At 70.9% G+C, this 21,021-nt stretch carries 22 protein-coding genes; 8 read left to right on the top strand and 14 right to left on the bottom strand.

What is annotated here, in order from left to right; all coding sequences use genetic code 11:
* Positions 1-90 precede the first annotated feature (90 nt).
* Positions 91-1,104 (bottom strand): CU044_5270 family protein, encoded by a 1,014-nt coding sequence (locus ACGFIV_RS28855; protein WP_358550126.1) that lies wholly within the window; start codon positions 1,102-1,104, stop codon positions 91-93.
* Between ACGFIV_RS28855 and ACGFIV_RS28850 the strand changes: the two genes are divergently transcribed.
* The gene (locus tag ACGFIV_RS28850) at positions 1,080-1,649 is read left to right on the top strand and encodes a MepB family protein (RefSeq protein ID WP_358550128.1); all 570 of its coding nucleotides are present in this window, start codon (positions 1,080-1,082) and stop codon (positions 1,647-1,649) included. The genes ACGFIV_RS28855 and ACGFIV_RS28850 overlap by 25 nt on opposite strands.
* A gap of 89 nt (positions 1,650-1,738) precedes the next feature.
* Here ACGFIV_RS28850 and ACGFIV_RS28845 read toward each other — a convergent pair whose 3' ends face one another.
* Positions 1,739-2,920: a PucR family transcriptional regulator gene (locus tag ACGFIV_RS28845; RefSeq protein ID WP_392838220.1), complete on the bottom strand. Its 1,182-nt coding sequence runs from the start codon at positions 2,918-2,920 to the stop codon at positions 1,739-1,741.
* Between the two features lie 116 nt (positions 2,921-3,036).
* Here ACGFIV_RS28845 and ACGFIV_RS28840 point away from each other — a divergent pair, with 116 nt between their 5' ends.
* Positions 3,037-3,342 carry a hypothetical protein gene (locus tag ACGFIV_RS28840; protein ID WP_358550132.1) on the top strand — a complete coding sequence of 102 codons (306 nt, stop codon included), beginning with the start codon at positions 3,037-3,039 and terminating at the stop codon, positions 3,340-3,342.
* Positions 3,343-3,381: 39 nt separating this feature from the next.
* Here the strand turns inward: ACGFIV_RS28840 and ACGFIV_RS28835 are convergent, their stop codons facing one another.
* Together ACGFIV_RS28835 and ACGFIV_RS28830 are read right to left on the bottom strand one after the other, a co-directional pair.
* Positions 3,382-3,588, bottom strand: a complete 207-nt coding sequence (locus tag ACGFIV_RS28835; protein WP_358550134.1) for an EF-hand domain-containing protein — start codon at positions 3,586-3,588, stop codon at positions 3,382-3,384.
* Between the two features lie 357 nt (positions 3,589-3,945).
* On the bottom strand, positions 3,946-4,650 hold the full coding sequence (locus ACGFIV_RS28830; protein ID WP_392838219.1) for an N-acyl homoserine lactonase family protein: 705 nt from the start codon (positions 4,648-4,650) through the stop codon (positions 3,946-3,948).
* 225 nt (positions 4,651-4,875) lie between these two features.
* Between ACGFIV_RS28830 and ACGFIV_RS28825 the strand changes: the two genes are divergently transcribed.
* Both ACGFIV_RS28825 and ACGFIV_RS28820 read left to right on the top strand, forming a co-directional pair.
* Positions 4,876-5,325 carry a DUF1931 family protein gene (locus ACGFIV_RS28825; protein WP_358550138.1) on the top strand — a complete coding sequence of 150 codons (450 nt, stop codon included), beginning with the start codon at positions 4,876-4,878 and terminating at the stop codon, positions 5,323-5,325.
* A gap of 33 nt (positions 5,326-5,358) precedes the next feature.
* Positions 5,359-5,625: a hypothetical protein gene (locus tag ACGFIV_RS28820; protein ID WP_358550140.1), complete on the top strand. Its 267-nt coding sequence runs from the start codon at positions 5,359-5,361 to the stop codon at positions 5,623-5,625.
* Between the two features lie 69 nt (positions 5,626-5,694).
* On the opposite strand, the gene ACGFIV_RS28815 is transcribed toward ACGFIV_RS28820, so the two are convergent.
* From ACGFIV_RS28815 to ACGFIV_RS28785, 7 genes are all read right to left on the bottom strand, one after another.
* Positions 5,695-6,363 carry an aldo/keto reductase gene (locus tag ACGFIV_RS28815; RefSeq protein WP_392838218.1) on the bottom strand — a complete coding sequence of 223 codons (669 nt, stop codon included), beginning with the start codon at positions 6,361-6,363 and terminating at the stop codon, positions 5,695-5,697.
* A 485-nt stretch (positions 6,364-6,848) separates the two neighbouring features.
* Positions 6,849-8,921: a catalase gene (locus tag ACGFIV_RS28810; RefSeq protein ID WP_392838217.1), complete on the bottom strand. Its 2,073-nt coding sequence runs from the start codon at positions 8,919-8,921 to the stop codon at positions 6,849-6,851.
* Positions 8,922-9,057: 136 nt separating this feature from the next.
* Complete coding sequence (locus ACGFIV_RS28805) at positions 9,058-9,519, bottom strand: DUF6789 family protein (protein WP_358550144.1); 462 nt, start codon at positions 9,517-9,519, stop codon at positions 9,058-9,060.
* 88 nt (positions 9,520-9,607) lie between these two features.
* The gene (locus ACGFIV_RS28800) at positions 9,608-10,330 is read right to left on the bottom strand and encodes an MgtC/SapB family protein (RefSeq protein ID WP_358550146.1); all 723 of its coding nucleotides are present in this window, start codon (positions 10,328-10,330) and stop codon (positions 9,608-9,610) included.
* 88 nt (positions 10,331-10,418) lie between these two features.
* On the bottom strand, positions 10,419-11,204 hold the full coding sequence (locus ACGFIV_RS28795) for a helical backbone metal receptor (protein ID WP_358550148.1): 786 nt from the start codon (positions 11,202-11,204) through the stop codon (positions 10,419-10,421).
* Positions 11,204-11,992, bottom strand: a complete 789-nt coding sequence (locus ACGFIV_RS28790; RefSeq protein WP_358550151.1) for a (2Fe-2S)-binding protein — start codon at positions 11,990-11,992, stop codon at positions 11,204-11,206. The genes ACGFIV_RS28795 and ACGFIV_RS28790 overlap by 1 nt, the downstream gene beginning before the upstream one ends.
* Positions 11,993-12,072: 80 nt before the next feature.
* On the bottom strand, positions 12,073-12,537 hold the full coding sequence (locus ACGFIV_RS28785; RefSeq protein ID WP_358550153.1) for a RidA family protein: 465 nt from the start codon (positions 12,535-12,537) through the stop codon (positions 12,073-12,075).
* Positions 12,538-12,734: 197 nt separating this feature from the next.
* On the opposite strand from ACGFIV_RS28785, the gene ACGFIV_RS28780 reads away from it, so the two are divergent.
* Both ACGFIV_RS28780 and ACGFIV_RS28775 read left to right on the top strand, forming a co-directional pair.
* Positions 12,735-15,293 carry a glycosyl hydrolase family 18 protein gene (locus ACGFIV_RS28780; RefSeq protein WP_392838216.1) on the top strand — a complete coding sequence of 853 codons (2,559 nt, stop codon included), beginning with the start codon at positions 12,735-12,737 and terminating at the stop codon, positions 15,291-15,293.
* Between the two features lie 288 nt (positions 15,294-15,581).
* Positions 15,582-16,403, top strand: a complete 822-nt coding sequence (locus tag ACGFIV_RS28775) for an SGNH/GDSL hydrolase family protein (RefSeq protein ID WP_358550157.1) — start codon at positions 15,582-15,584, stop codon at positions 16,401-16,403.
* A gap of 27 nt (positions 16,404-16,430) precedes the next feature.
* Here the strand turns inward: ACGFIV_RS28775 and ACGFIV_RS28770 are convergent, their stop codons facing one another.
* From ACGFIV_RS28770 to ACGFIV_RS28760, 3 genes are read right to left on the bottom strand one after another with little or no spacing between them, the layout of a single operon-like run.
* Entirely contained in the window at positions 16,431-17,318 is an 888-nt protein-coding gene (locus ACGFIV_RS28770; RefSeq protein ID WP_392838215.1) for a biotin-dependent carboxyltransferase family protein, read from the bottom strand.
* 47 nt (positions 17,319-17,365) lie between these two features.
* Positions 17,366-17,986 (bottom strand): allophanate hydrolase subunit 1, encoded by a 621-nt coding sequence (locus ACGFIV_RS28765; RefSeq protein WP_358550161.1) that lies wholly within the window; start codon positions 17,984-17,986, stop codon positions 17,366-17,368.
* A complete protein-coding gene (locus tag ACGFIV_RS28760) occupies positions 17,983-18,774 on the bottom strand; it encodes a 5-oxoprolinase subunit PxpA (RefSeq protein ID WP_358550184.1) in 792 nt (263 codons plus the stop codon). The genes ACGFIV_RS28765 and ACGFIV_RS28760 overlap by 4 nt, the downstream gene beginning before the upstream one ends.
* Positions 18,775-19,000: 226 nt before the next feature.
* Between ACGFIV_RS28760 and ACGFIV_RS28755 the strand changes: the two genes are divergently transcribed.
* Entirely contained in the window at positions 19,001-19,714 is a 714-nt protein-coding gene (locus ACGFIV_RS28755; protein WP_358550163.1) for a GntR family transcriptional regulator, read from the top strand.
* Between the two features lie 71 nt (positions 19,715-19,785).
* Entirely contained in the window at positions 19,786-20,850 is a 1,065-nt protein-coding gene (locus ACGFIV_RS28750; RefSeq protein WP_358550165.1) for a sulfite oxidase, read from the top strand.
* Positions 20,851-21,021 lie beyond the last annotated feature (171 nt).

Below are 21,021 nucleotides of genomic sequence, written 5' to 3'. Positions count from 1 at the left end.
CCATCTGCCGTCGGTCTCGCTCGTCTCCCACGACACGGGGACGGCGTCACGACCTCCGAGCCGGTCGGAGCCGGGGACGTTCTCTGTGAGCTACGAGCCGGTGGGCTTCGGGGACGGTGTCGCGGGCTCGGAGGCGGTGGGCGTCTGCTCCCGCATCTCGCAACTGCTGTCCTTCCCGGCCCCATGCGCCCGCGGCAGCTCGTCGACCACCGAGACCTTCAGCTGCGCGGTCAAAGCCATGACGCTTCCCACCGGCGCGCGCGCGGCCTTCTCGTCGACGACCGTGCCGCGTTCCCCGAGGAACAGGTAGGTCTCCGGGTCGAAGATCAGCATGGTGTCGATACCGTGCTCGGGCCTGCCCAGCGCCGTGCCCTCACGTCCCGCCGAGTCCTTGACGGCGGTGGTCACCGTGACGCCGGGGATCGTCTTGGCCGCTTCGAAGAGCGCCTGCCTCTGCGCGCGCGGCAGGTAGGTCTCCCTCACCAGGTCGCCGACCGCCGTGAAAGCCCCGGCATCGGGGGGGTTGTCGCCGCGAGGCCGCTTGTAGAGGTACTCGCGCATCCCGGCCTCGTCGGACGGCAGGGTGCTGAGGTAGGCGTAGTCGGTCCGGTAGTCGTCGGGCTCACCGGGGCAGCGAGCGGAGAGCTCGTGCCAGCTCTCGCCCCGCCACTGCGTCGCCTCCTTGGGCAGCGGCCAGCCGGGCCACTGCTTGGGCGCCAGCCCGGCGATCCACAGCAAGCCCTTCGAGGTCCCGTCGACCGGCTTCCAGATCTTCCGTTTGGTCCGGTAGAGGTAACGGCTCTGCGTGGTGCCCTCACCCATGCTCTCGGACGTGTACATCGTCTCCGACTCGACCAGGATGTACTGGCCCGGCTTCGGAAGCAGTTCGGCGGCGTCCTGTGAGGGCGTCACCTCGACCGACTCCTCGGACTGGAAGGCCGGGTCGGTCGCGGTGGCCCCCGGCACCGCGACAGGAGCCGGCCGTGACGACAGGGCGATCCCGACGCCGCCCACCAGGGCCACGGTCAGCCCGAATGCCCCGTCGGCGACCGTCCCAGCAGTCGTGACAGGGTGAACGAATGGCGACGAACCGCGAGTACTCATCCCATCTCCATCCCACCGGATTCAAACCGTGGTCGGACACCATTCCGGCCCACAGAGATCTCCTCGCGGCGAAAGCGCTTGTCTACGACCCCTGCGGGTTCACCTGCTCGCAGCCAGTCCCAGAGACCGAGGGTGCCGCGTACGCCGCCCACGCCTTCACCCTTGACGGACTCGCCATCCGATTCCGCGCGGCCAAGACGACCCCCACCAAGGTCGGCCAGTTCGTCACCGTATGGAAGAGGTCCCCGGGCGGGCCCATCCAGCCTTTCGACGCAACCGACCCCGTCGACCTCTTCGTCGTCAGCACCCGCGACCATCACCACTTCGGCCAGTTCGTCTTTCCCATGGACGCGCTCTGCCAACACGGTGTCGTATCAGCAAGCAGTTCCAGTGGGAAACGAGCCTTCCGCGTCTACCCGCCCTGGGTGACCACCACCAACCGCCAAGCCGGCACTGCTCAGGCGTGGCAGCTGGACCACTTCTTGCACCTGCCCCAGGACCGGCCCATCGACGCCGCCCGCGCCCAAGAGCTCTACCACCCATAGGACGGACAACCCAGCCAGGGGTGACACGATCGCTGATCGCCTACGACCTCTGGTCATTCGGAATGACTCGTCTATCTAGGTCGCGGTGGTCAGGGGTTGAGCGCCTGGCGGGCGCGCAGGACGATCTCCAGCTCGAAGCGGATGTCCGGGTCGGCGAGCTGGTCGCCGTACAGCTCCTCCAACTGCCTCAGCCGGTAGCGCACCGTCTGCGGGTGGATGTGGAGACGGGCGGCGACCTCCCCGGCACCCCGGCCGTGGCGGAGCCAGGCGAGCAGGGTCTCCGCCAGCCGGTCCTGCTGGCTCGGCCGCAGATGCGCGAGGGGCGCGAGCCGTACCTCGGACAGGGCCTTCACCAGCTCCTCGTCCTTGAACACGATGAGCGTGGCCATGTGGTCCGAGCAGCGCAGCACCCTTTCCGACCCGGGCAGCACACCGCGCTTGACGAGCTCAAGCGCGTCCATCGCCCACCGCAGTGACGTGGCGGCGTGGAGCAGGGGCACGGGGGGCCCGATGGCCGCCCGCCAGCCGCGCAGTCCCGTCTCCAGCGCTCGCGCCTGGCCCGGTCCCTCGGGGTCGGGGACGATCAGGCAGGGCTGCCTCCGCTCCAGCCCGACCAGCACGTCGGGAGGCAGCGACGGCGCGCGGTAGCCGCCGCGTTCCTCCAGCGCGACGCCGGCCACGGTCCTCGGCGGACGCCAGCCGGCGGTCTTGGCCAGGTCGGCGATGGCGCCGGGGGAGGCGGGCGGCTGGGAGAGCAGCAGGTCGAGCAGGCGGTGGCGGCGGCGCTCGATCTCGCCCGCCGCGTTGGCGCGGGCCTCGTTGAAGCCGTCGGTCGCCGCGTCGGCGAGCTGGTCGAGGAAGACGAAGATCGCCTCGCCCAGGTCGTACAGGGTCTCGGGATCGAGACGGAGCCGCTCGGCCTGCTCCGTCAGGCGGTGCCACGCCACCCGCGCGCCGAGGCGCATGGCGGTCTGGAAGGGTTCGAGGTTGCGGCCCTCGGCGGCCTCGCCGCGGCCGATCGCGCGGAACACCTCGGGGTCCCAGGCGTCGCGGGGCCGCTCGATGCGGCTGAGGAACCGCTGGAGCGCCTCGTCCACGGCGATGCGCAGCACCTTGATGTAGACCTCGTCGGAGGGACGGGCGTACTCGGGCACCCGCCGCTGGATCTCGAAGATCATCTGATCGGCGAGATCGCTCATCACGGGACGGAGCCGTCCCGCCACACCGGCCGGAAAGGCGGCCCAGAGCTCGCTGTCTGATGTGATCGCCAATTGGCCCTCCCGTCGGAGTCCGTCCAATTGTGACGTATTAGACGGGAGGTTAGTAGCGGATGTCGCGACGATGTCACGCATGTCACGACCGTGCGGCCGGGGCCTCCAGGCGCAGTATGCGGGCTATCGCGCGACGGGCGTGCTCGGGGGGGCACACCGTCGGGCACGGCGCGATCGCCGTCCCCGAGGACGACCGGTGGCTGCTGCACTGCGGCGACGCCTACTACTTCCACGACGAGGTCGACCCTGACGACCCGCACGGCCACCCGGGCATGGAAATACTCCAGCAGCTCACCGAGATGGACAGGTCACTGCGGCTCGGCAACGACGCCCGCCTACGCGAACTGGTGCGCCTGCACGGCGACGAGGTGAGCCTCTTCAACGCCCACGACCCGTGGGAACTGGCACGGTACATCGCCTAGGCGCACCTTCCCACGGGCGATCCGGCCCCGCCGGAAGGACTAGCTGGTGGCGCTGAGGTAGCGGGAGAACTCCTCAAGCGAGATGCGCCCGTCGCCATCGATGTCGAGCTTCTCGACCGCTGCCTCGGCGGCCTCGGCGGTAACCGGCTGGCCGAGCGCCTCCATGAGGTGCAGCAGCTCCCCGGCCGAGATCAGCCCGTCCTTGTCGGCGTCGACCAAATCGAAGGTCACCGCGTACTCGCTCATTGCCACTCCTCGTTTGATCAGTCGTCCAGAACCATAGTCGGCTCCCCACCGCCGTTCACCGGTTTTGAGGTAGTTCACCCACCCAACAAGCCCCCTGACCGGCAAGCGCAGCCGCACCCCCTCTGCCCCCACCGCACCATCCGTAACGCGTCACCCTTGTGGCCATCACTGGGGCGAGACATCAGGAGGTCCAGGACGAGCGCGGCCACCTCCTGGGGGCGGGACAGGAACGGGTGGTGCCCGGAGTCCATCTCCACGATCCGGCCGGCCCTGCTGGGACGAGACGGCCTGGGTGGGCAGCAAGTGACTCACCCGTACCTGGTCATGGGTGGGTCGAAGGAGCAAGACCTCAATAGCTCAGTTTCTGGTTGGTTCCCAGACTGAGGGGTCGTGGGCGAAGAGGATTCTTCGGGGGTCGAAGGCGGTCAGGCGGTCCAGCCAGGGTCGGTAGGTGGGGAGGGGCTGGGCCAGGCCGTGGAGGGTGGCCTGGCGGGCCAGGTGGTCGGAGGAGAATTCGGATGCGAAGTCGTGCGCCTGGCCGGCGAGGATGACGGTGCCGTCGCTCTGCCGGACCACCAGCGACTGGTGCCCGGCGGTATGCCCGGGAGTCGGGATGATCCAGATTCCCGGCCAGACCTCGGCCTCGCCGGTGATCTCGTCGTAGACCACACCGGGGAAGTCGACGAGCTCGTTGATCGTGTAGTCGCCTCCGCGAGCGGTGGCCAGCTCCGTGACCTGCACCAGGATCGGCGTGCCGGCCAGTGAGGGGTTACCTCCGCAGTGGTCGAAGTGGAGGTGGCAGTTCACGACCAGGGAGACGTCCGCCAGGGTGACTCCGGCATCGGCCAGGGCGCCATCCAGACCGTTTCGCCTGGGCCGGTAGTGGGCCTCCGTCTCAGGGTCCGCGGCGCCGATACCGGTGTCGAAGAGGATGAGCCCCTCGTCGCGCCGCACCAGATAGGCGAGGACGGGCTCGACCCTCGGCTGCGGGCCCCCTGTCTCCGATGCGGGCCGGACGAAGTACCCAAGGTCGAGCCGGCGCACCGCCGTGTCGTTCCCCATCTGATCATTTTCGCACGGCGTCATGTCATTTCCGCGGTCGCCCGCACCTTGTTGATGCCGGTGTTGAGCGTCGCGGTCAGCGTGCTGGTGGTGGCGCAGGTCGGAGTGGACTACCTGACCAAGGGATGTGAGGCGGCCCGCCGCTCGCGAGGATGCGAGGAGGCGCATTCGCCTGCCCTGGTCCGGCCAGCCCGCCGGGAGACGGATGGGAGGAGATGACGCGACATGGTGGTAGGCGAAGTGAGCAAGTTCGAGCGCTTCTTCCGCGCTGCCGCAGAACTGGACGTCGACAAGGACGACCTGAAGCGCTACCACGGCTTCCTCGACCAGAAGGTCTACGACCTGCTCGTCATCGGCCAGGCTTCGGCGAAGGCGAACCGCCGCGACATCCTGGAGCCCCATGACCTGCCCATCACTAAGGGCCTGCAGGAGATCATGTACGTCTTCCGCGATCTCGATCGGGAGATCGAGGTGAGTCCCATCCTCGATCGGCTGACGGCCAGACCGCCCCTCGACGTGACCCTCAGCGAGGAGACCGAGGAACGGCTGCCCATGGTGGTAGGAGGACTGACGGTGGCACTCGCGCGTGCCTTCAAGATCCTCAATCCGGAGACGAAGAATCCGCAGACCCGGGATTGGGAGCGGGTCGAGCGGATCTTCGAGTTGCTGCTCTAGGCGGACGGCGAGATCGGAAGGGGACTCGTACCGATGGCCACCGAGGACGAGGCGGCGCTACGCGAGGAACTCCGCATGGTGGAGGAGGACCTGACGAGGCTGCGGCAGACGGCGGTGGAGCTGCGTGAGCGCGTCGGGGAGCGCTCCGACTCCCCGACCGACTCGGCCGAGATCTCCACGCTGATCACGATGGCGGAGGAGCAAGAGGCGTTCGCCGAGACGCTGGAAGCCAGGCGCAAGGAACTGCTACGCCGGCTCGGCGAGCGAGAGCAGGCGGGCGGTGAACAGGCAGGGCGGTAGCAGGCCCACGGTGAGCGGGCGGGCGGGCGATGAGCGCAGGGCCCGCAGTACCGCAAGAGTTCGGGTGCGTCAGTGCGTTTCGAGGGGCGCCTTGTGGAACGGCGGAGGGAAGGCCTCGTCCAGGACGTACCGATCATTCGGCGTGAGCCGGATTCCCACGGCCGCGCGGTTCTGGTAGACGTGCCCCGGTGTCCCCATCTTGGGGATGGCGTTGACGTTGTCGTGGCCGATCACCCAGGCGAGCGCCACCTGCGCCGGGGTCGCGTCATGCCGTTCGGCGACGCCGCGCAGCGCGGGATGGTCGAGCAGTTCGCCCTGCTCGATGGGCGAGTAGGCCATGATCGGGATCCGGTACCCCTGGCACCAGGGCAGCAGGTCCCACTCGATGCCCCGCCGCGTGAGGTTGTACAGGACCTGGCCGGTCTGGACCCCGGCGCTGCCGGGAAGCTGCGACAGATCGCGCATGTCGGGTTCGTCGAAGTTGCTCACGCCCCAGTGCCGGATCAGGCCCATGCGCAGGAGCTCGGCGAAGCCCGCGAGGGTCTGCTCCAGCGGGATCGGCCCCCGCCAGTGCAGCAGGTAGAGATCGAGATGGTCGGTCCCCAGGCGGCTCAGGCTGCCCTGGCAGGCGGCGATCGTGCCCTCGTAGGCGGCGTGGTGCGGCAGTGCTCGGCCATGCGCCAGGTGCCCTGCCCGAGGACCGGGATCGCCTCGCCGGATGGAAGCGGGACCGTGCACATGGTCGTCAGCAGCATGGCGGGAGTCGTACAGCAGGTAAACCGTCCCGGACGACCCCAGCGCGGCCGAGTCGATGACGCCGTACCCGCTGCCGCAGACCTGCTCGGGGGTGTACGGGTTGGTGGGCGCGCCGCCGGTTGCGCCTTCACGGTCACGGTCTCACCGCCGCGCGTCACGGCGCGGACGCCCCCGGCCGGCATGTCGTAGACGGTGTCGGCGTAGAGCCGGGCCGTCCCGGGGTTCGTGGCGCCGCCGTACTTCGCCATGGCGGTGTACCACTTGCCGATGTCCTTACGTCCGGTCGCGCTCAGGCGGTTCGGCGCTCGCGGGTTGGCCGAGCAGGCACAGGGGTGGCGAGGCGGCCTCGACCCGGGTCGGCTCAGGCCCGTACGGCGCGAGGCTCAGGCCCGTACGGCGCGAGGCTCAGGCCCGTACGGCCCGAGGCTCAGGCCCGTACGGCCCGAGCCCGGGACGTGCCGGACGGCTCAGGCCGGTACGGCACGCGTGGGACGCCGGGGGAAGCGGTGGGCGGCGACGGCCGCCGCGAAGGACGCGATGAACCCCTCCAGGTCCTCTCCCGCCGAGATGAGGACCCCCTGGTCGTGATCGAAGGTGACGTGGGCCGGCTCCAGCAGCTCGGCACCGGTGCCGAGCGCGCCGACGGCCTTGCCGTGCTTGTATGCCTCGGCCACGAAGTGGACCGCGTCCCCGTCTTCGGCGAGAGCCCGTACGCTCTCCTCGCCGCCCGGCACCACCACGGCGTCGAACAGCACGGACGCCGTGGTCGGCAGCGCCCTGGTAACCGCGACCAGCCCGCCGCCGGTCCCCTGTACGGCCCCGCCGTGCGCGGCGAGGGTCTCGCAGAAGGCGCCCCTGGCCGTGAGGTCCGCCATGAGGGCCTCGACGTGGGTGGCGTCCACACCGTCCGCCACCAGGAGCGCGATCTTGCGGGTGGCGATGGTGTCCGCCGGCTCGTCGTCCATGCTGAGCGCCGGGGAGCGGAGGCCGTGGTTGGGGGCGAGCGGCTGGCCCGGAGCGTCCACCCCGATGCCCGCGGCGACCCGTACGGCCAGGTCGTGGTCCACCTCGTTGAGGTTGCGGACGACGCCTTCCTGGATGTGGCGGGCGTCGACCTTGCCGAGCTCGAAGCGGAAGGCCGCGACGATGTGCTCGCGCTCCCAGTCGGACATGCTGTTCCAGAACAGGGTGGCCTGGCTGTAGTGGTCGCTGAAGCTCTCGCTGCGCTTGCGGATCTTGTATCCGTCGACCCGCTCCTGGTAGTGGGTGTAGCCCTTGTCACCCGCCGGCTCCGGCCAGCCGTCGTCCAGGGAGTTCGGGTGGTAGGCCGCCGGGCCCTTGTTGATCTGCGTCTGGTGGTAGCCCTCGCGGTGGTGGTTGTGCACCTCGACGATCGGCCGGTTGACCGGGATCTGCGGGAAGTTCGGGCCGCCCAGCCTGATCAGCTGCGTGTCGAGGTAGGAGAAGATGCGTCCCTGCAGCAGCGGATCGTTGGTGAAGTCGATTCCGGGCACGACGTTGGCGAGGTGGAAGGCGATCTGCTCGGTCTCGGCGAAGAAGTTGTCGGGGTTGCGGTCGAGCACGAGCCGCCCGACGGGACGGACCGGCACCTGCTCCTCGGGGATGATCTTGGTCGCGTCGAGGATGTCGAAGTCGAAGGAGAACTCGTCCTCCTCCGGTACGAGCTGGAGGCCGAATTCCCACTCGGGGTAGGCGCCACGCTCGATCGACTCCCACAGGTCCCGGCGGTTGAAGTCGGGGTCCTTGCCGGCGACCTTCTGGGCCTCGTCCCAGACGAGCGAGTGCTTGCCGAGCTTGGGCTTCCAGTGGAACTTCACGAAGGTCGCCCGGCCGTCCTCGTTGACCAGCCGGAAGGTGTGCACGCCGAAGCCCTGCATCATGCGGAAGCTCCGGGGGATCGCCCGGTCGGACATCAGCCACATCATCATGTGGGTCGTCTCGGGCTGGAGCTGTACGAAGTCCCAGAGCGTGTCGTGCGCCGAGGACGCCTGCGGGATCTCGTTGTGCTGCTCCGGCTTCACCGCGTGCACGAAGTCGGGGAACTTGATGGCGTCCTGGATGAAGAACACCGGGAAGTTGTTGCCGACCAGGTCGAAGTTGCCCTGCCGCGTGTAGAACTTCGTCGCGAAGCCCCTCACGTCCCGCACCGTGTCCGAAGAGCCGCGCGATCCGGCGACGGTGGAGAAACGGACGAACACCGGCGTGCGCAACCCGGGCGTGGTCAGGAACTCCGCCCGGGTGAGGGAGGCCAGCGAGCCGTCATAGGGCTCGAAGTACCCGTAGGCCCCGGAGCCCCTCGCGTGTACCACCCGCTCGGGGATCCGCTCGTGGTCGAAGTGGGTGATCTTCTCGCGGAAGTGGAAGTCCTCCATCAGCGTCGGGCCGCGCTCGCCCGCCTTCAGCGAGTTGTCGGTGTCGTCGACCGGAACGCCCTGGTCGGTAGTAAGGAAGGAGCCCCGCTGGTCGACGCGGTAGGCGTCGAGCCGCCGGTCCTTGTCGGTCCGGTCGTCGCTGGTCATGGTCGTATCCCCCGGGTCGAGCAGTGGGCAGGGCCTTCACGGCCCAATGTGGTGTGGTCTTGACGATCTCGTCGCGGTACGCGCCATGGAGGAGATCCACATGGCGGCTGGTCGGGGACTCGCCGTCTCGGAAAGGTCAGACGCGGGCGAGGGCCCGGCCCTCGGGACGCAGACGATTGAGCGCGAGCACCAGGGCGGTGCCGTACACCGTGTGCCCCGCGGCCATGACCGTCTGACGTCCCGGCCTGTCGCGGTGGATCGGCGGGAGGATCCCCAGGCCGGGCACCCATCCCTGGTAGCTGACGGCCCAGATCGCGAGGCCGTACACGACGCCCAGCGGCAGCCGGGGCCGGCGGCCGTCCACGACGACGGCGAACAGCGCGCCGCAGACGGCGCCGAAGCCGAAGTGCGCGACCGCGCCCAGCACGGCCTCACCGGACTTGGGCCGGTGCTTTGGGCCGGGGAGCACCGCCCGGGCGATGCGCTTGGGCGGATGCTCCCCCATCAACCCGGCCCGGTCGCCGGCGACCATCACGGCACTCATGGCGGCCGTCGCGAGCACGCCGCTGACGGCGCCCTTGACGAGGTTGCGCATCATTGCCGCTACGTGCCCTGGCTCGGATGCGGGAAAACCGATGATCGATTAAGGGTTCCCCCGTGCGAGAGCACGCGGCCCGGCGGGTTCGTCAGGGCATCGCCGAGTCGGAGTCCTGGGCGGACACGGCGAGCACGCCGTCGATCTCGGCGAGCGCGGCGGTCAGCTCAGAGATCGGGCCGGGACCGTGAACGGTCAGCCACAGGGAGACGGTCGCCTGGTCCTGGTGATCGGCCCGCTGGTCGACGGACAGCTGGGTGACGTGGAACCCCCGGCTCGTACACTCCGCCAGCACCCGCCGCAGCACCCCCCGGCCGTCGAGGTAGGTCAGGTGGAGCCGCGAGGGGGCGTACTTCGAGCGCGGAAGCCTGGCGGCCAGCGGGGTGAGGACGAACACCGCCGCGAAGTGCCCCACCGTCACGATGGCGGCCAGCAGCCACAGCCCCGCCCCCGCCGCCATCCCGACGGCGGCGGTGAGCCAGATCGTCGCGGCGGTGGTGAGCCCGCGCACCGCGTCCTGCCGGACGAAGATCAGACCGGCGCCGATGAAGCCGATGCCGGACACGATCTGGGCGGCCACCCGGGACGGGTCGAGGACGACGTGGTCCCCGATGACGTCACCGAAGCCGTATTTCGACACGAGCATGATGAGGGCGGCGGCGAAGCCCACCAGAGTGTGGGTGCGCAGCCCGGCGCTCTTCTGCCGGATCTCCCTTTCGAGGCCGATCGCGGCCGAGAGCAGGAACGCCAGCGCGAGCTCTCCGACCTGCTTCCAGCCCTGCCCGGCGAGGTCACCCAGATATGCGAGCGCCATCGACCCAGATTAGATCACCCATGGCTCCGGCAGTGGACCCCAGACGACGCCGGGCCCACACCGGGCCTGCTCAGGGCCTGCACCGGGCCTACTCGGGGGCCTCCGCCGCCGCGAGGGCGTCGGCGAGCACGCGGGGGGCCTCGGCGAGCGACGGGCCGTACCACGTGAGGTGCCGCCCGCTGACCAGGGCGGCAGGGACGCCGGGGAAGAACCCGGGGCCGTCGTCGGGCGTGAACCGGTACGGCTCGTCCGGCAGCACGACGAGATCGGGACGGGCCGCCAGCAGCTCGGGCAGCGGGATGCGGGGATAGCGCTCGGCGTGGGCGGCGTAGATGTTGCGTACGCCCAGGCGCTGGAGCACGTCGCCGGTGAAGGTGTCCCGTCCCACGACCATCCACGGCTTGCGCCAGACCGCGATCACGGCACGGCGTTCGCCTCGCGTGAGGTCGGCGGACCACGCCCGCCCGGCGGCGGAGAGCCACTCCGGCTCGGGCAGTCCCATGGCGGTGACGAGCATCCGCCGGAGCGAGGCGAGCGCGTCGTCGAGCGTTCGGACGACCGTGACCCATACGGGCACGCCGGCCGCCCGGAGCGCGTCCAGATCAAGGACGCGGTTCTCCTCCTCGTTGGCCAGCACGAGATCGGGGCCGAGGGCCACGATGGCGTCCACGTCGGGGTTCTTGGTGCCGCGCACCCGCGTGACGTCGAGGCCGGCCGGGTGGGAGCACCAGTCGGTGGCCCCGGCCAGCAGGCCAGGCGCCGTGGCCGCGACCGACTCCGTCAGGGAGGGCACCAGCGACACCACCCGGCGCACCTCGCCCGGAAGCCGGACGGGAAGGCCGAGATCATCGTGAACGATCCGGGACGGCCGCATCACCGGGCGCCTCCCGCCTGCCGCGTCGTGCGCGCCCACTGGTTCTCGCGGACCGCCGGAGCCAGCAGGGCGCAGTCGTCGCACATCCCGCCGCCGGGTACGCGGTAGTACAGGCAGCAACTGGTGCGGACGAAGAAATGGTGGCCCGGCGCGGGCTCCGCGGGCTCACCCGTGCCCGCCAGCGCGCCGCGCCGCAGCAGCTCGCCGACCAGCCGCGCCGCGCGGGGCCCGAGGTCCGGCCGCGCGGCAGGAAGGGTACGGAGCGTTCCGGCCAGCGCGGAGGCGGCGTTGCCCCACAGCAGGGCGGGTGCGATCTTCGTGACGCGCTGGAAGGCTCCCGCCAGCGGGTAGAGCAGCTCGGCCACGACGGCCTGGTAGACCGCCGCGGCGACCTCGCTCATCTCACCGTCCCGTACGGTCGTCCAGCCGGCCGTGCGGGGCGTCCACAGGGGGAGCGGTCCGGTCGGGGCCGCCCGCCAGCGTAGGTGCGCCGACGCGGCGACGGGGACCAGGCCGTGGGCGGCGACGGCCCCGACGACCGGAGACCACAGCCGCGCGGCCAGCCCCTGGAACAGGATCGAGGCCGCGACCCGGCGCTCGCCGGTGCCGAGCCGCCGTTCGAAGTCGGTGACCCTCGCCCGCAGCGCCCCGACGTCGGAGGAGAGCTCGCCGAGTGGCCGCCAGGACGGGTCGTCCTCACAGCCGGGCTCGGTGGAGACCGCGAAGTACGGCCCGATGGCCGACACGTCGGCCAGGGCCGCGACGACCAGATCCGGATCGGCCGTCACGCCGGGACCCCCGCGTCCACCGCCCACATAGCGCCTCCCGCCACTCGGAACCTGTCGAATGCCAGCGTAAGGCGACGCGGTCAGAGGGACTCCATGGCCTCCGCCAGGGGAACGCCGTCCGTCCGGGCCGCGGCGACACGGGCGGGTATGGCCGCCAGGCCCTCGATCTGGACGTTCAGCTCACGGGTGCTCAGCGCGTCGAGCACCGCGATCGAGTTCGTGGGGTAGTCGCCGTCGGGGTACCACCGGGCGAACGCCTCGTGACGTGCCCTGCGGCTGCCCTCCAGGTGCTCGGAGCCCGTGACCATCGTGAACAGCCGCACCAGGTTCTCGGGCCCGGCGCCGATCGACGCGAGGAGGGTCTCGATGTTGACGAAGATCTGCCGGCTCTGGGTCTCCGCGTCCACGCCCGCGAGGGTGCCGTCCGGCAGCAGCCCGAACTGGCCGGCGATCAGCACCAGCTCATGGTCGGACGGCACAGAGACCAGGTGGCTGTACTGGGAGAGCGGCGGGGCCACGCCGGGCGGATTCCAGCGACGGATCATCGGTCCCCCCTTTCCCGGCAGGCATGCCGCTGATCTCCCGGCCCTGGTGACGCCGTCGATCGTCAATGGTATTCACGCGCCTCGCCGATCACGGGACGGCGCGCGCGGCGGGCCGGATTGGGCCTTGCCGACGCCAGGAGCCAGGGTTACGATCCGGCCAACTCTTAGGAAACTTTCCTAAAGAAAAGAGCTCCTACATGCGCCGATTCGCTGCTGTGCTGCTGATGCTGGTCATGTCGACCTTCCTGTCAGCTCCCGCCGACGCCGCCGTCCGACTGACCGCGGCGTTCACCCTGACCGGCGGTCAGGGCAAGTTCGTGGTGAGCAATCCCGGGAGCACGCCGGTCACCGGATGGTCGATCCAGTTCGACCTCCCCGCCGGGGTGACCGTCAGCAACGCCCAGAACGCCACCACGACACAGAGCGGGACCCGGGTCACGCTCACGCCCGCGTACTACATCGCCACCGTGCGGGCGAACGGGAACACCGACCCGTACAGCCCCACCTTCACGCTCAGCTCGCCCGTACAGCCGACGAGCTGCACCATCAACGGGGCGAACTGCGACGGCAGCGGCGACCCGCCGCCACCGGCGGCCCCGGTGACCGCCACGTACTCGGCCAGTGGCACTCAGGCCAAATTCGTGGTCAGCAACAACACCGATACCGCGCTGAACGGCTGGTCGATCACCTTCGACCTCCCGGCGGGCGTCACCGCGAGCGGTGCGCAGAACGCCACCCTGAGCCAGAGCGGGCGCCAGGTGACGCTGAGCCCGCTCTACTACAACACGACGGTGGTGGCGCACGGATCGACCGAGCCCTACAGCCCCGCGTTCACGCTCAGCTCGGCGGCGGCCGAGCCCGCGAGCTGCCGCGTCAACGACGTCAGGTGCGACGGATCGCCGGACTCGCCCCCGGGCGCCCCCGGAAACCTGCGTTCACCGGTCAAGACCACCAAGACCGTGTCGCTGGCGTGGGACGCCGCCACCGCGGGGAGCCTGCCGATCACCGGCTACCAGGTCTACAAGGGCGCCGACCTCGCCACCACGGTCACCACGACCAACGCGACGGTCACCGGCCTGACCCCGAAGACCGAGTACGCGTTCACCGTCAGGACCAGGGACCGCAAGGGCAACCTGTCGCCGGCGAGCGCGGCGCTGAAGGTGACGACCGGCGACCCCGCCGACGACACCCAGGCGCCGACCACGCCCGCGAACCTGCGCGGTACCGGCACGGGCTCCGCGAGTGTGTCGCTCGCGTGGGACGCCTCCACCGACAACAAGGGCGTCGCGGGATACGACGTCTACACGGGCACGACGCCGGTGACGTCCGTGACCGGCACCACCGCGACGGTCACCGGCCTGTCGCCGTCCACCGAGTACACCTTCACCGTGCGGGCGCGCGACCTTTACGACAACGTCTCGGCGCCGAGCGCCGCGCTGAAGGTGAGCACGGCCGACATCATCGGCAGCGGGTACGCCAGGGTGGGGTACTTCGTGCAGTGGGGCATCTACGGGCGGCAGTACTTCGTCCGCAACCTCGACACGACCGGCGCCGCCGCCAAGCTGACCCACCTCAACTACGCCTTCGGCAACATCGACCCGGTCAATTTGACGTGCCTCAACGGGGTGACCAAGGGCACCACGGCGAACCCGCAGGACCCGAACCAGGGTGACGGCGCGGGCGACGCGGACGCCGACTACGGCAGGCCGATGAGCGCGGCGCAGTCGGTGGACGGCGTCGCCGACACCGGCTGGGAGAACCTGCGGGGCAACTACAACCAGCTCCGCAAGCTCAAGGCCAAGTACCCGCAGCTCAAGGTGCTGATCTCGCTGGGCGGCTGGACCTACTCGAAGTACTTCTCCGACGTGGCGGCCACGGACGCGTCGCGGCGCAAGTTCGTGAGCTCCTGCGTCGACATGTACATCAAGGGAAACCTGCCGGTCTACAACGCCGCGGGCGGGCCCGGCAGCGCGGCAGGGATCTTCGACGGGATCGACCTCGACTGGGAGTGGCCGGGCGCCGAGGGCCACCCCGGCAACCACGTGAGCCCGAACGACAAGGCGAACAACACGCTGCTCATCGCCGAGTTCCGCAGGCAGCTCGACGCGCTGACCCAGGAGACCGGCAAGCGCTACCAGCTCACAGCCTTCACCCCGGCCGACCCCGCGAAGATCGCCGCCGGCTGGGACCTGCCCCAGGTGGCCAAGTCGCTGGACATCTTCAACATCCAGGGGTACGACTTCCACGGAGCCGGGAGCGACAACTCCTGGGAGCCCAACAGGACGGGCCACCAGGGCAACCTGTACGCCGACACCGACGACCCGTACTCCTTCCACTTCAGCGTCGAGAACGCGGTGAACCTCTACCTGCAGGCCGGGGTCAACCCCCGAAAGCTGACCATCGGCCTCGCGTACTACGGGCGCGGCTGGCAGGGGGTCGCCGACGGCGGGAAGCTGGGCGAGTGGCAGGCGGCCAGCGGCGCGGCGCCCGGCCAGTTCGCGGAGGAGGCGGGTACCCGCGGGTACGCCAACCTGGTGGCGGGCGTGCCGGGATGCACGGTTCAGCACGACACGCAGTCGGTGGCGACGTACTGCTTCACCGGCAACGGCGGCCAGTGGTGGAGCTTCGACGACACGTGGTCGATCGCCCGCAAGACCGCCTGGCTGCGGACCAAGGGCCTGCTCGGCGCGATGATCTGGGAGATGTCCGGCGATCCCGGCACGCTGACCACAGCACTCGACGCGGGCCTCAAATAGCGGCGACCATGCGGCCCTGAACAGCCGGAATCGTCCACGACGCCGCCCCGGAAACGGCCGGAACCGTCCCCGGGGTCGTCCACCAGGCCGGGGCCGTTCACGACGCCGGGCCGTCCACGGCGAGCGGACGCGCCTGCCGCACCGCAGGCGCGTCCGAACGCCAATGTGATGACCGGGTCGTATGTTACCAACAGGTCAGGAACTTGTAATGTGAGGTTGTAAATCAGACCAAGCTGGCTGACATTCTGATCGTCAGATTCGCTTCGGGGGAGCCCCCAGGAGTCCAGCTTGGAATTCCGCAGCCGTACCCTCACTCTCCTGCTCCTCGCCGCGGTCGCGTTCGCGTCCGTCCCGGCCTCGGCCATCGCGGCGGCCCCGCCGGTCCCCGGCTCCATGGCCTCGATGGGCGACTCCATCACCCGCGGGTTCAACGCCTGCGGCTTCTACGTCGACTGCCCGTCGCGGTCCTGGTCCACGGGGTCGTACGACAGTGTGAAGAGCCACTACCTGCGCATCCGCACCGTCAACCCCTCCCTGGTGGCCTACAACGACGCCAAGTCGGGAGCCAAGGTCGCGGACATGCCGGGCCAGGCCCAGCAGGCCGTCTCCCAGGGGGCCGAGTACGTGACGATCCTGATCGGGGCCAACGACGCATGCGCGTCGTCGGAGTCCGCCATGACCTCGGTGGCCGACTTCGAGTCCAGCTTCCGCACGACGATGCGGACGCTCACCACGGGACTCCCCGGTTCGTCGATCTTCGTCGCCAGCGTTCCCGACATCAAGCGGCTGTGGCAGGTCGGAAAGGACAGCTCCTCGGCCCGTACGGCGTGGGCGGCGCTCGGCATCTGCCAGTCGATGCTCGCGCGCCCCCGGTCCACCGACGCGGCCGACAACGACCGCCGCGACCGGGTGCGCCAGCGCGTCGCCGACTACAACGCGGTGCTCGCCAGGGTGTGCGGCGAGCAGGCGGGGTGCCGCTACGACGGAGGCGCCGTGTTCGGCTACCCGTTCGCCCTCTCCGACATCAGCACCTGGGACTACTTCCACCCCAACACCACCGGCCAGCATGTGCTGGCCGAGGTGACCTACTCCACCGGCTTCGGCTGGTGAACGCGCCTGCCCGCGGGGCACCCGTGCTCATGCCCGGCCGAGCCGGAAGCGGATGAGTTGGCCCGGCCGGGCCTGCGCCGCGCGGTCGACGTCGCGCGTGCGGACCACCGCGATCACCGGGTAGCCGCCCGTCACCGGATGGTCGGCAAGGAAGAGCGTCGGGTTGCCGGAGGGCGGCACCTGGAGGGCTCCGGGGACCATCCCCTCGGGCGGCAGCTCGCCTTCCCGCACCCGCTCAAGGCGCGGCCCGCGCAGCCGCATGCCCACCCGGTCGCTGTCGCCGGTCACCTCGTACGGCTCCGAGCACAGTTTCTTCAGTGCCTCCTCGCTGAACCAGTCATCGCGCGGGCCGGGCAGGATCTCCAGGACCGGCTCGCGCGGATGGAGTTCGAACACCGGCGCGAGGTCGACGACGGGGAACCCGATGGGCGGCGGCCCGACCGGCAGGAGCGAGCCGGGTGCCGGGCGCCCGGGGCCGAGCCCAGCCATGACGTCCGTGGCCCGCGACCCCAGCACCTCGGGCACGTCCAGCCCGCCGCGGACCGCGACGTACGTGCGCAGCCCGCGCCTCGGCACGCCGAGCCGCAGCGTCGCCCCGTCGGGGAGGCGTTCGACGGCCTGGTGGCCGATGCCCCGCGTGCGACCGGCGGCGTCGGTGATCGTGGCCGGGCAGACCGCCCCCGCGAGCGCGACGAGCAGGTTCCCTCGGGCCCGCACCTTCAGCCCGCCCAGGGTGACCTCCAGCGCCGCCGCGCCTTCGGGGTTGGCCAGCAGGCGGTTGGCCAGCCGCAGCGCGCCCCGGTCCGCGGCCCCGGACCGGCCCACGCCGAGGTCGCCACGGCCAGGACGCCCGAGGTCCTGCACGGTCGCCATCGGCCCGGTGGCCAGCACCTCCAGAACCCTGCGCTCAAACACGCCGCACCTCCGTGACACAGGCCCGCTCACCGTGGGAAGGCCGCCGCTCACGCACGGAGCACCTCGGTGAACCGTACGCGCATGCCCGGCCGCAGCAGGGCGGGAGGGTCGGCACCGACGTCCCACACCGGGACGTCGGTGCGGCCGATGAGCTGCCACCCGCCCGGCGACTCGCGCGGATAGACCGCGCTGAACCCGGCCGCCAGCGCCACCGATCCGGCGGGCACCCGCACGCGCGACTCGTCCCGGCGCGGCACGTGCAGCCGGGAGTCGCCGCCGGCGAGGTAGCCGAAGCCGGGGGCGAACCCGGAGAACCCGACCGTCCACATCGTCCCGGTGTGCGCCTGCACCACCGCGCGCTCGGAGAGCCCGGTCAGCGACGCCACGTCGGCCAGGTCGGCGCCGTCGTACACGACGGGGATCGTCACCTCGCCCGCCACCGGCCGGTGCCCGCCGGCGCGGCGGGCGGAAAGGACGGCGGACTCCACCGTGTCGTGACGGGCGGGCCGTTCGAAGCGGACCAGCAGGGTGCGGGCCGCCGGGAGGATGTCGGTGACCCCGCTCGGCGGGTCGGCGGCGAGCGCGTCGTACAGCGCGAGCACCTCTCCCACGCCGCCCACCTCCACCAGCAGCGCCCGGTCGCCGCACCGGCGGAACATCGGGTTCATCGGTCCCCCTTCCCGCGCGGCGCCGGCGCGCCCGTGAACGGCGCCACCTCGACGCCGGCGGCCGCGAGCGTGGCGCGCACTTCCCTGGCCATGGCCACCGCGCCCGGGCTGTCGCCGTGGACGCAGATCGACTCGGCCCGTACGGACAGCGGCGTGCCGTCGGCGGCCTCGATCGGCTCGCCCCGCGCCAATCGCAGGCACCGCGCGGCCACCTCCGCGGGGTCGTGCAGCACCGCCCCCGGCCGGCCGCGCGGCACGAGCGTGCCCTGCGGGGTGTAGGCGCGGTCCGCGAAGCACTCGGCGACCGTGGTCAGCCCCGCCCGCTCGGCCCGGCGCAGCCACTCCGAGCCCGGCAGCCCGAGGACCGGAAGGCCCGGATCGTACGCGCGGACGGCGGCCACGACGGCGCCCGCCTGCTCCTCGTGGTGCACGATCGCGTTGTAGAGCGCGCCGTGCGGCTTGACGTAGGCGACCCTGGTGCCCGCCATGCGCGCGAAGGCGTCCAGGGCGCCGATCTGGTAGACGATCTCGTCGGCGAGCGCCTCGGGAGGCACGTCGATGAAGCGGCGCCCGAAGCCCGCCAGGTCGCGATAGCCCACCTGGGCGCCGATCGTCACCCCACGCGCCACCGCCGTCTCACACGTGCGGCGCATGACCGTCGGGTCTCCCGCGTGGAATCCGCAGGCGACGTTGGCGCTGGTGACGACCGACAGCAACGCCTCGTCGTCGCCGAGCTCCCACTGGCCGAACCCCTCTCCCAGGTCGGAGTTGAGGTCGATCGTTCTGATCACGCGAGACACGATGAACTCCTGATTTCCGAGATCTCCGAGTTTCCGTCAAGCCGGGCTCAGGACGGCCGCCGGGACGGGTCTCCGGCCGGCCGGGCGGCGCTCCCGATCGTCTCGTGGCTCCCGGTGAAGCCGATATATTCAACATAAGGATCGTTCAACGATATGACAATAGTCTCATGTTAGGATTCCGTTCTGTCGCTGCGACGAAGGGGTTGAGCGGGTCGTGACCGATGGCGGCGCGCGGGCGGCCGAGCTGCTCCAGCAAGATCGCGTTCTGCTCGGGCGCACCAGCACGGCCGAGCGCGTGGCGGCCATCCTGCGCCAGCGCATCACCGAGGGCGTGTTCGAGCCCGGCGCCCGCCTGTCGGAGGAGTCGATCGGCGCGGCCCTCGGCGTCTCGCGCAACACCCTGCGGGAGGCGTTCCGCCTCCTGTCCCACGAGCGGCTGCTGGTCCACGAGCTCAACCGCGGCGTCTTCGTCCGCCGACTCACCGCCGATGACGTGGCCGACCTTTACCGCCTCCGCCGCCTCATCGAGTGCGCCGCGATCCGTCAGGGGCTCGCGCTTTCCGGCGAGCAGGGGGTCACGCCTTCCGGCGAGGTGCTCGCCGCCCTTCGCGACGCGGTCCACGGCGCTGAGCGGGCGGCGGCCGAGCTCCGCTGGGAGGACGTCGGCACCGCGAACATGCTCTTCCACCAGGCCATCGTCGAGCTGGCCGGCAGCTCCCGGCTCGACGAGATGATGCGGCAGGTGCTCGCCGAGCTGCGCCTCAGCTTCCTCGCGATGAGCAATCCCCGCGCCTTCCACGAGCCCTATCTGGGGCGCAACCGCGACATCCTCAAGCTGATCGAAGCCGGGGACGCCCCGGGCGCCGAGCGGCTTCTCGGCGACTACCTCTCCGACGCGGAGCGGCAGCTCGCCCAGGCGCACTCCTAGACCGCGAGGTGTCGCGACCCCGGCCCAGGGGTAACCGGAACAATGTGGGCATATGGCATAAAAGGGATGACATGGTCGTGCACACCGCGCGGCCGTACAACGCCGAGCCACCGCCGGGCGCCCTGGCCGGCGAGCCCATCACGCCGATCGCCACCTTCTACTGCCGCAACCACGGCCCCATCCCCGACCTGGACGCCGCCGCCTGGCGGCTCACGGTGGACGGCCTGGTCGACCGGCCGCTGACGCTGTCCCTGGACGAGCTGCGCGCGTCCTTCCCCGAACGGACCGTCGTGGCCACCCTGCAGTGCGCGGGCAACCGCCGCGCCGGGTTCCTCACGGTACGGGACATCCCCGGAGAGGAGCGGTGGGGACCGGGGGCCACCTCCACCGCGAGCTGGACGGGGGTGAGCCTGGCCGACGTGCTGGCCTCCGCCGGCCTGCGGCCCGAGGCCGCGCACGTTGCCTTCGCCGCCCCCGACGTCTCCGAGCAGAAGGGTCCGCCCGAGCCGTACGGCGGGTCCATCACCGTCGCCAAGGCCACCGCCGGAGAGGTGCTGCTGGCCTGGGCGATGAACGGCCGGCCGCTGCCCCGGGCCCACGGCGCCCCCGTCCGCGCGGTCGTACCCGGCTGGATCGGGGCCCGCAGCGTCAAATGGCTCCAGCGCGTCACCGCCCAGGCCGAGCCCTCCTGCAACTACTTCCAGGCCGTCGCCTACCGGATCCTGCCCGCGGAGGCGGACCCCGACCGGGCCAAACCCGGCGACGGCATCTCCCTGAGCTCGGTCGCCCTCAACTGCGCCATCCTGCGACCGGGCCAGGGCGACCGGCTCCATCCCGGTCCGGTCGAGGTCACCGGCTACGCGTACGCGGGGGACGACCGCGCCGTGGCCCGCATGGATGTCTCCCTCGACGAGGGCCGCACCTGGCTGCAGGCGAGCCTGGACCCGCCCGACGGCCCCTGGGCCTGGCAGCACTGGCGCATCACGGTCGACCTTCCCGAAGGAGAGGCCGCGATCACCGCGCGGGCCTGGGACACCACCGGCGCGACCCAGCCCGAGTACCCCGGCCACCTGTGGAACCCCAAGGGATACGCCAACAACTCCTGGGACCGCGTCGCCGTCTCCTGCCGGCCGTGAACCCCCGCGCTGTAGCATCGGCCCGTGCGAGTCGCCCCCGGCGTTGCGCTGGTCACACTGGTCCTGTCCGGCATCACCGTTCCCGCTGGTGCCGCGTCCGCCGCGGCACCGTCGAGCGCGAGCGGCACTCCGGCCGCGGCGCAAAGCCCAAGGTGATCTCCTCCACCCTCA

It is taken from the genome of Sphaerisporangium sp. NPDC049003, assembly GCF_043197795.1.
Taxonomy (GTDB): domain Bacteria; phylum Actinomycetota; class Actinomycetes; order Streptosporangiales; family Streptosporangiaceae; genus Sphaerisporangium.
This window is presented reverse-complemented; position numbering and strand designations above follow the sequence as displayed.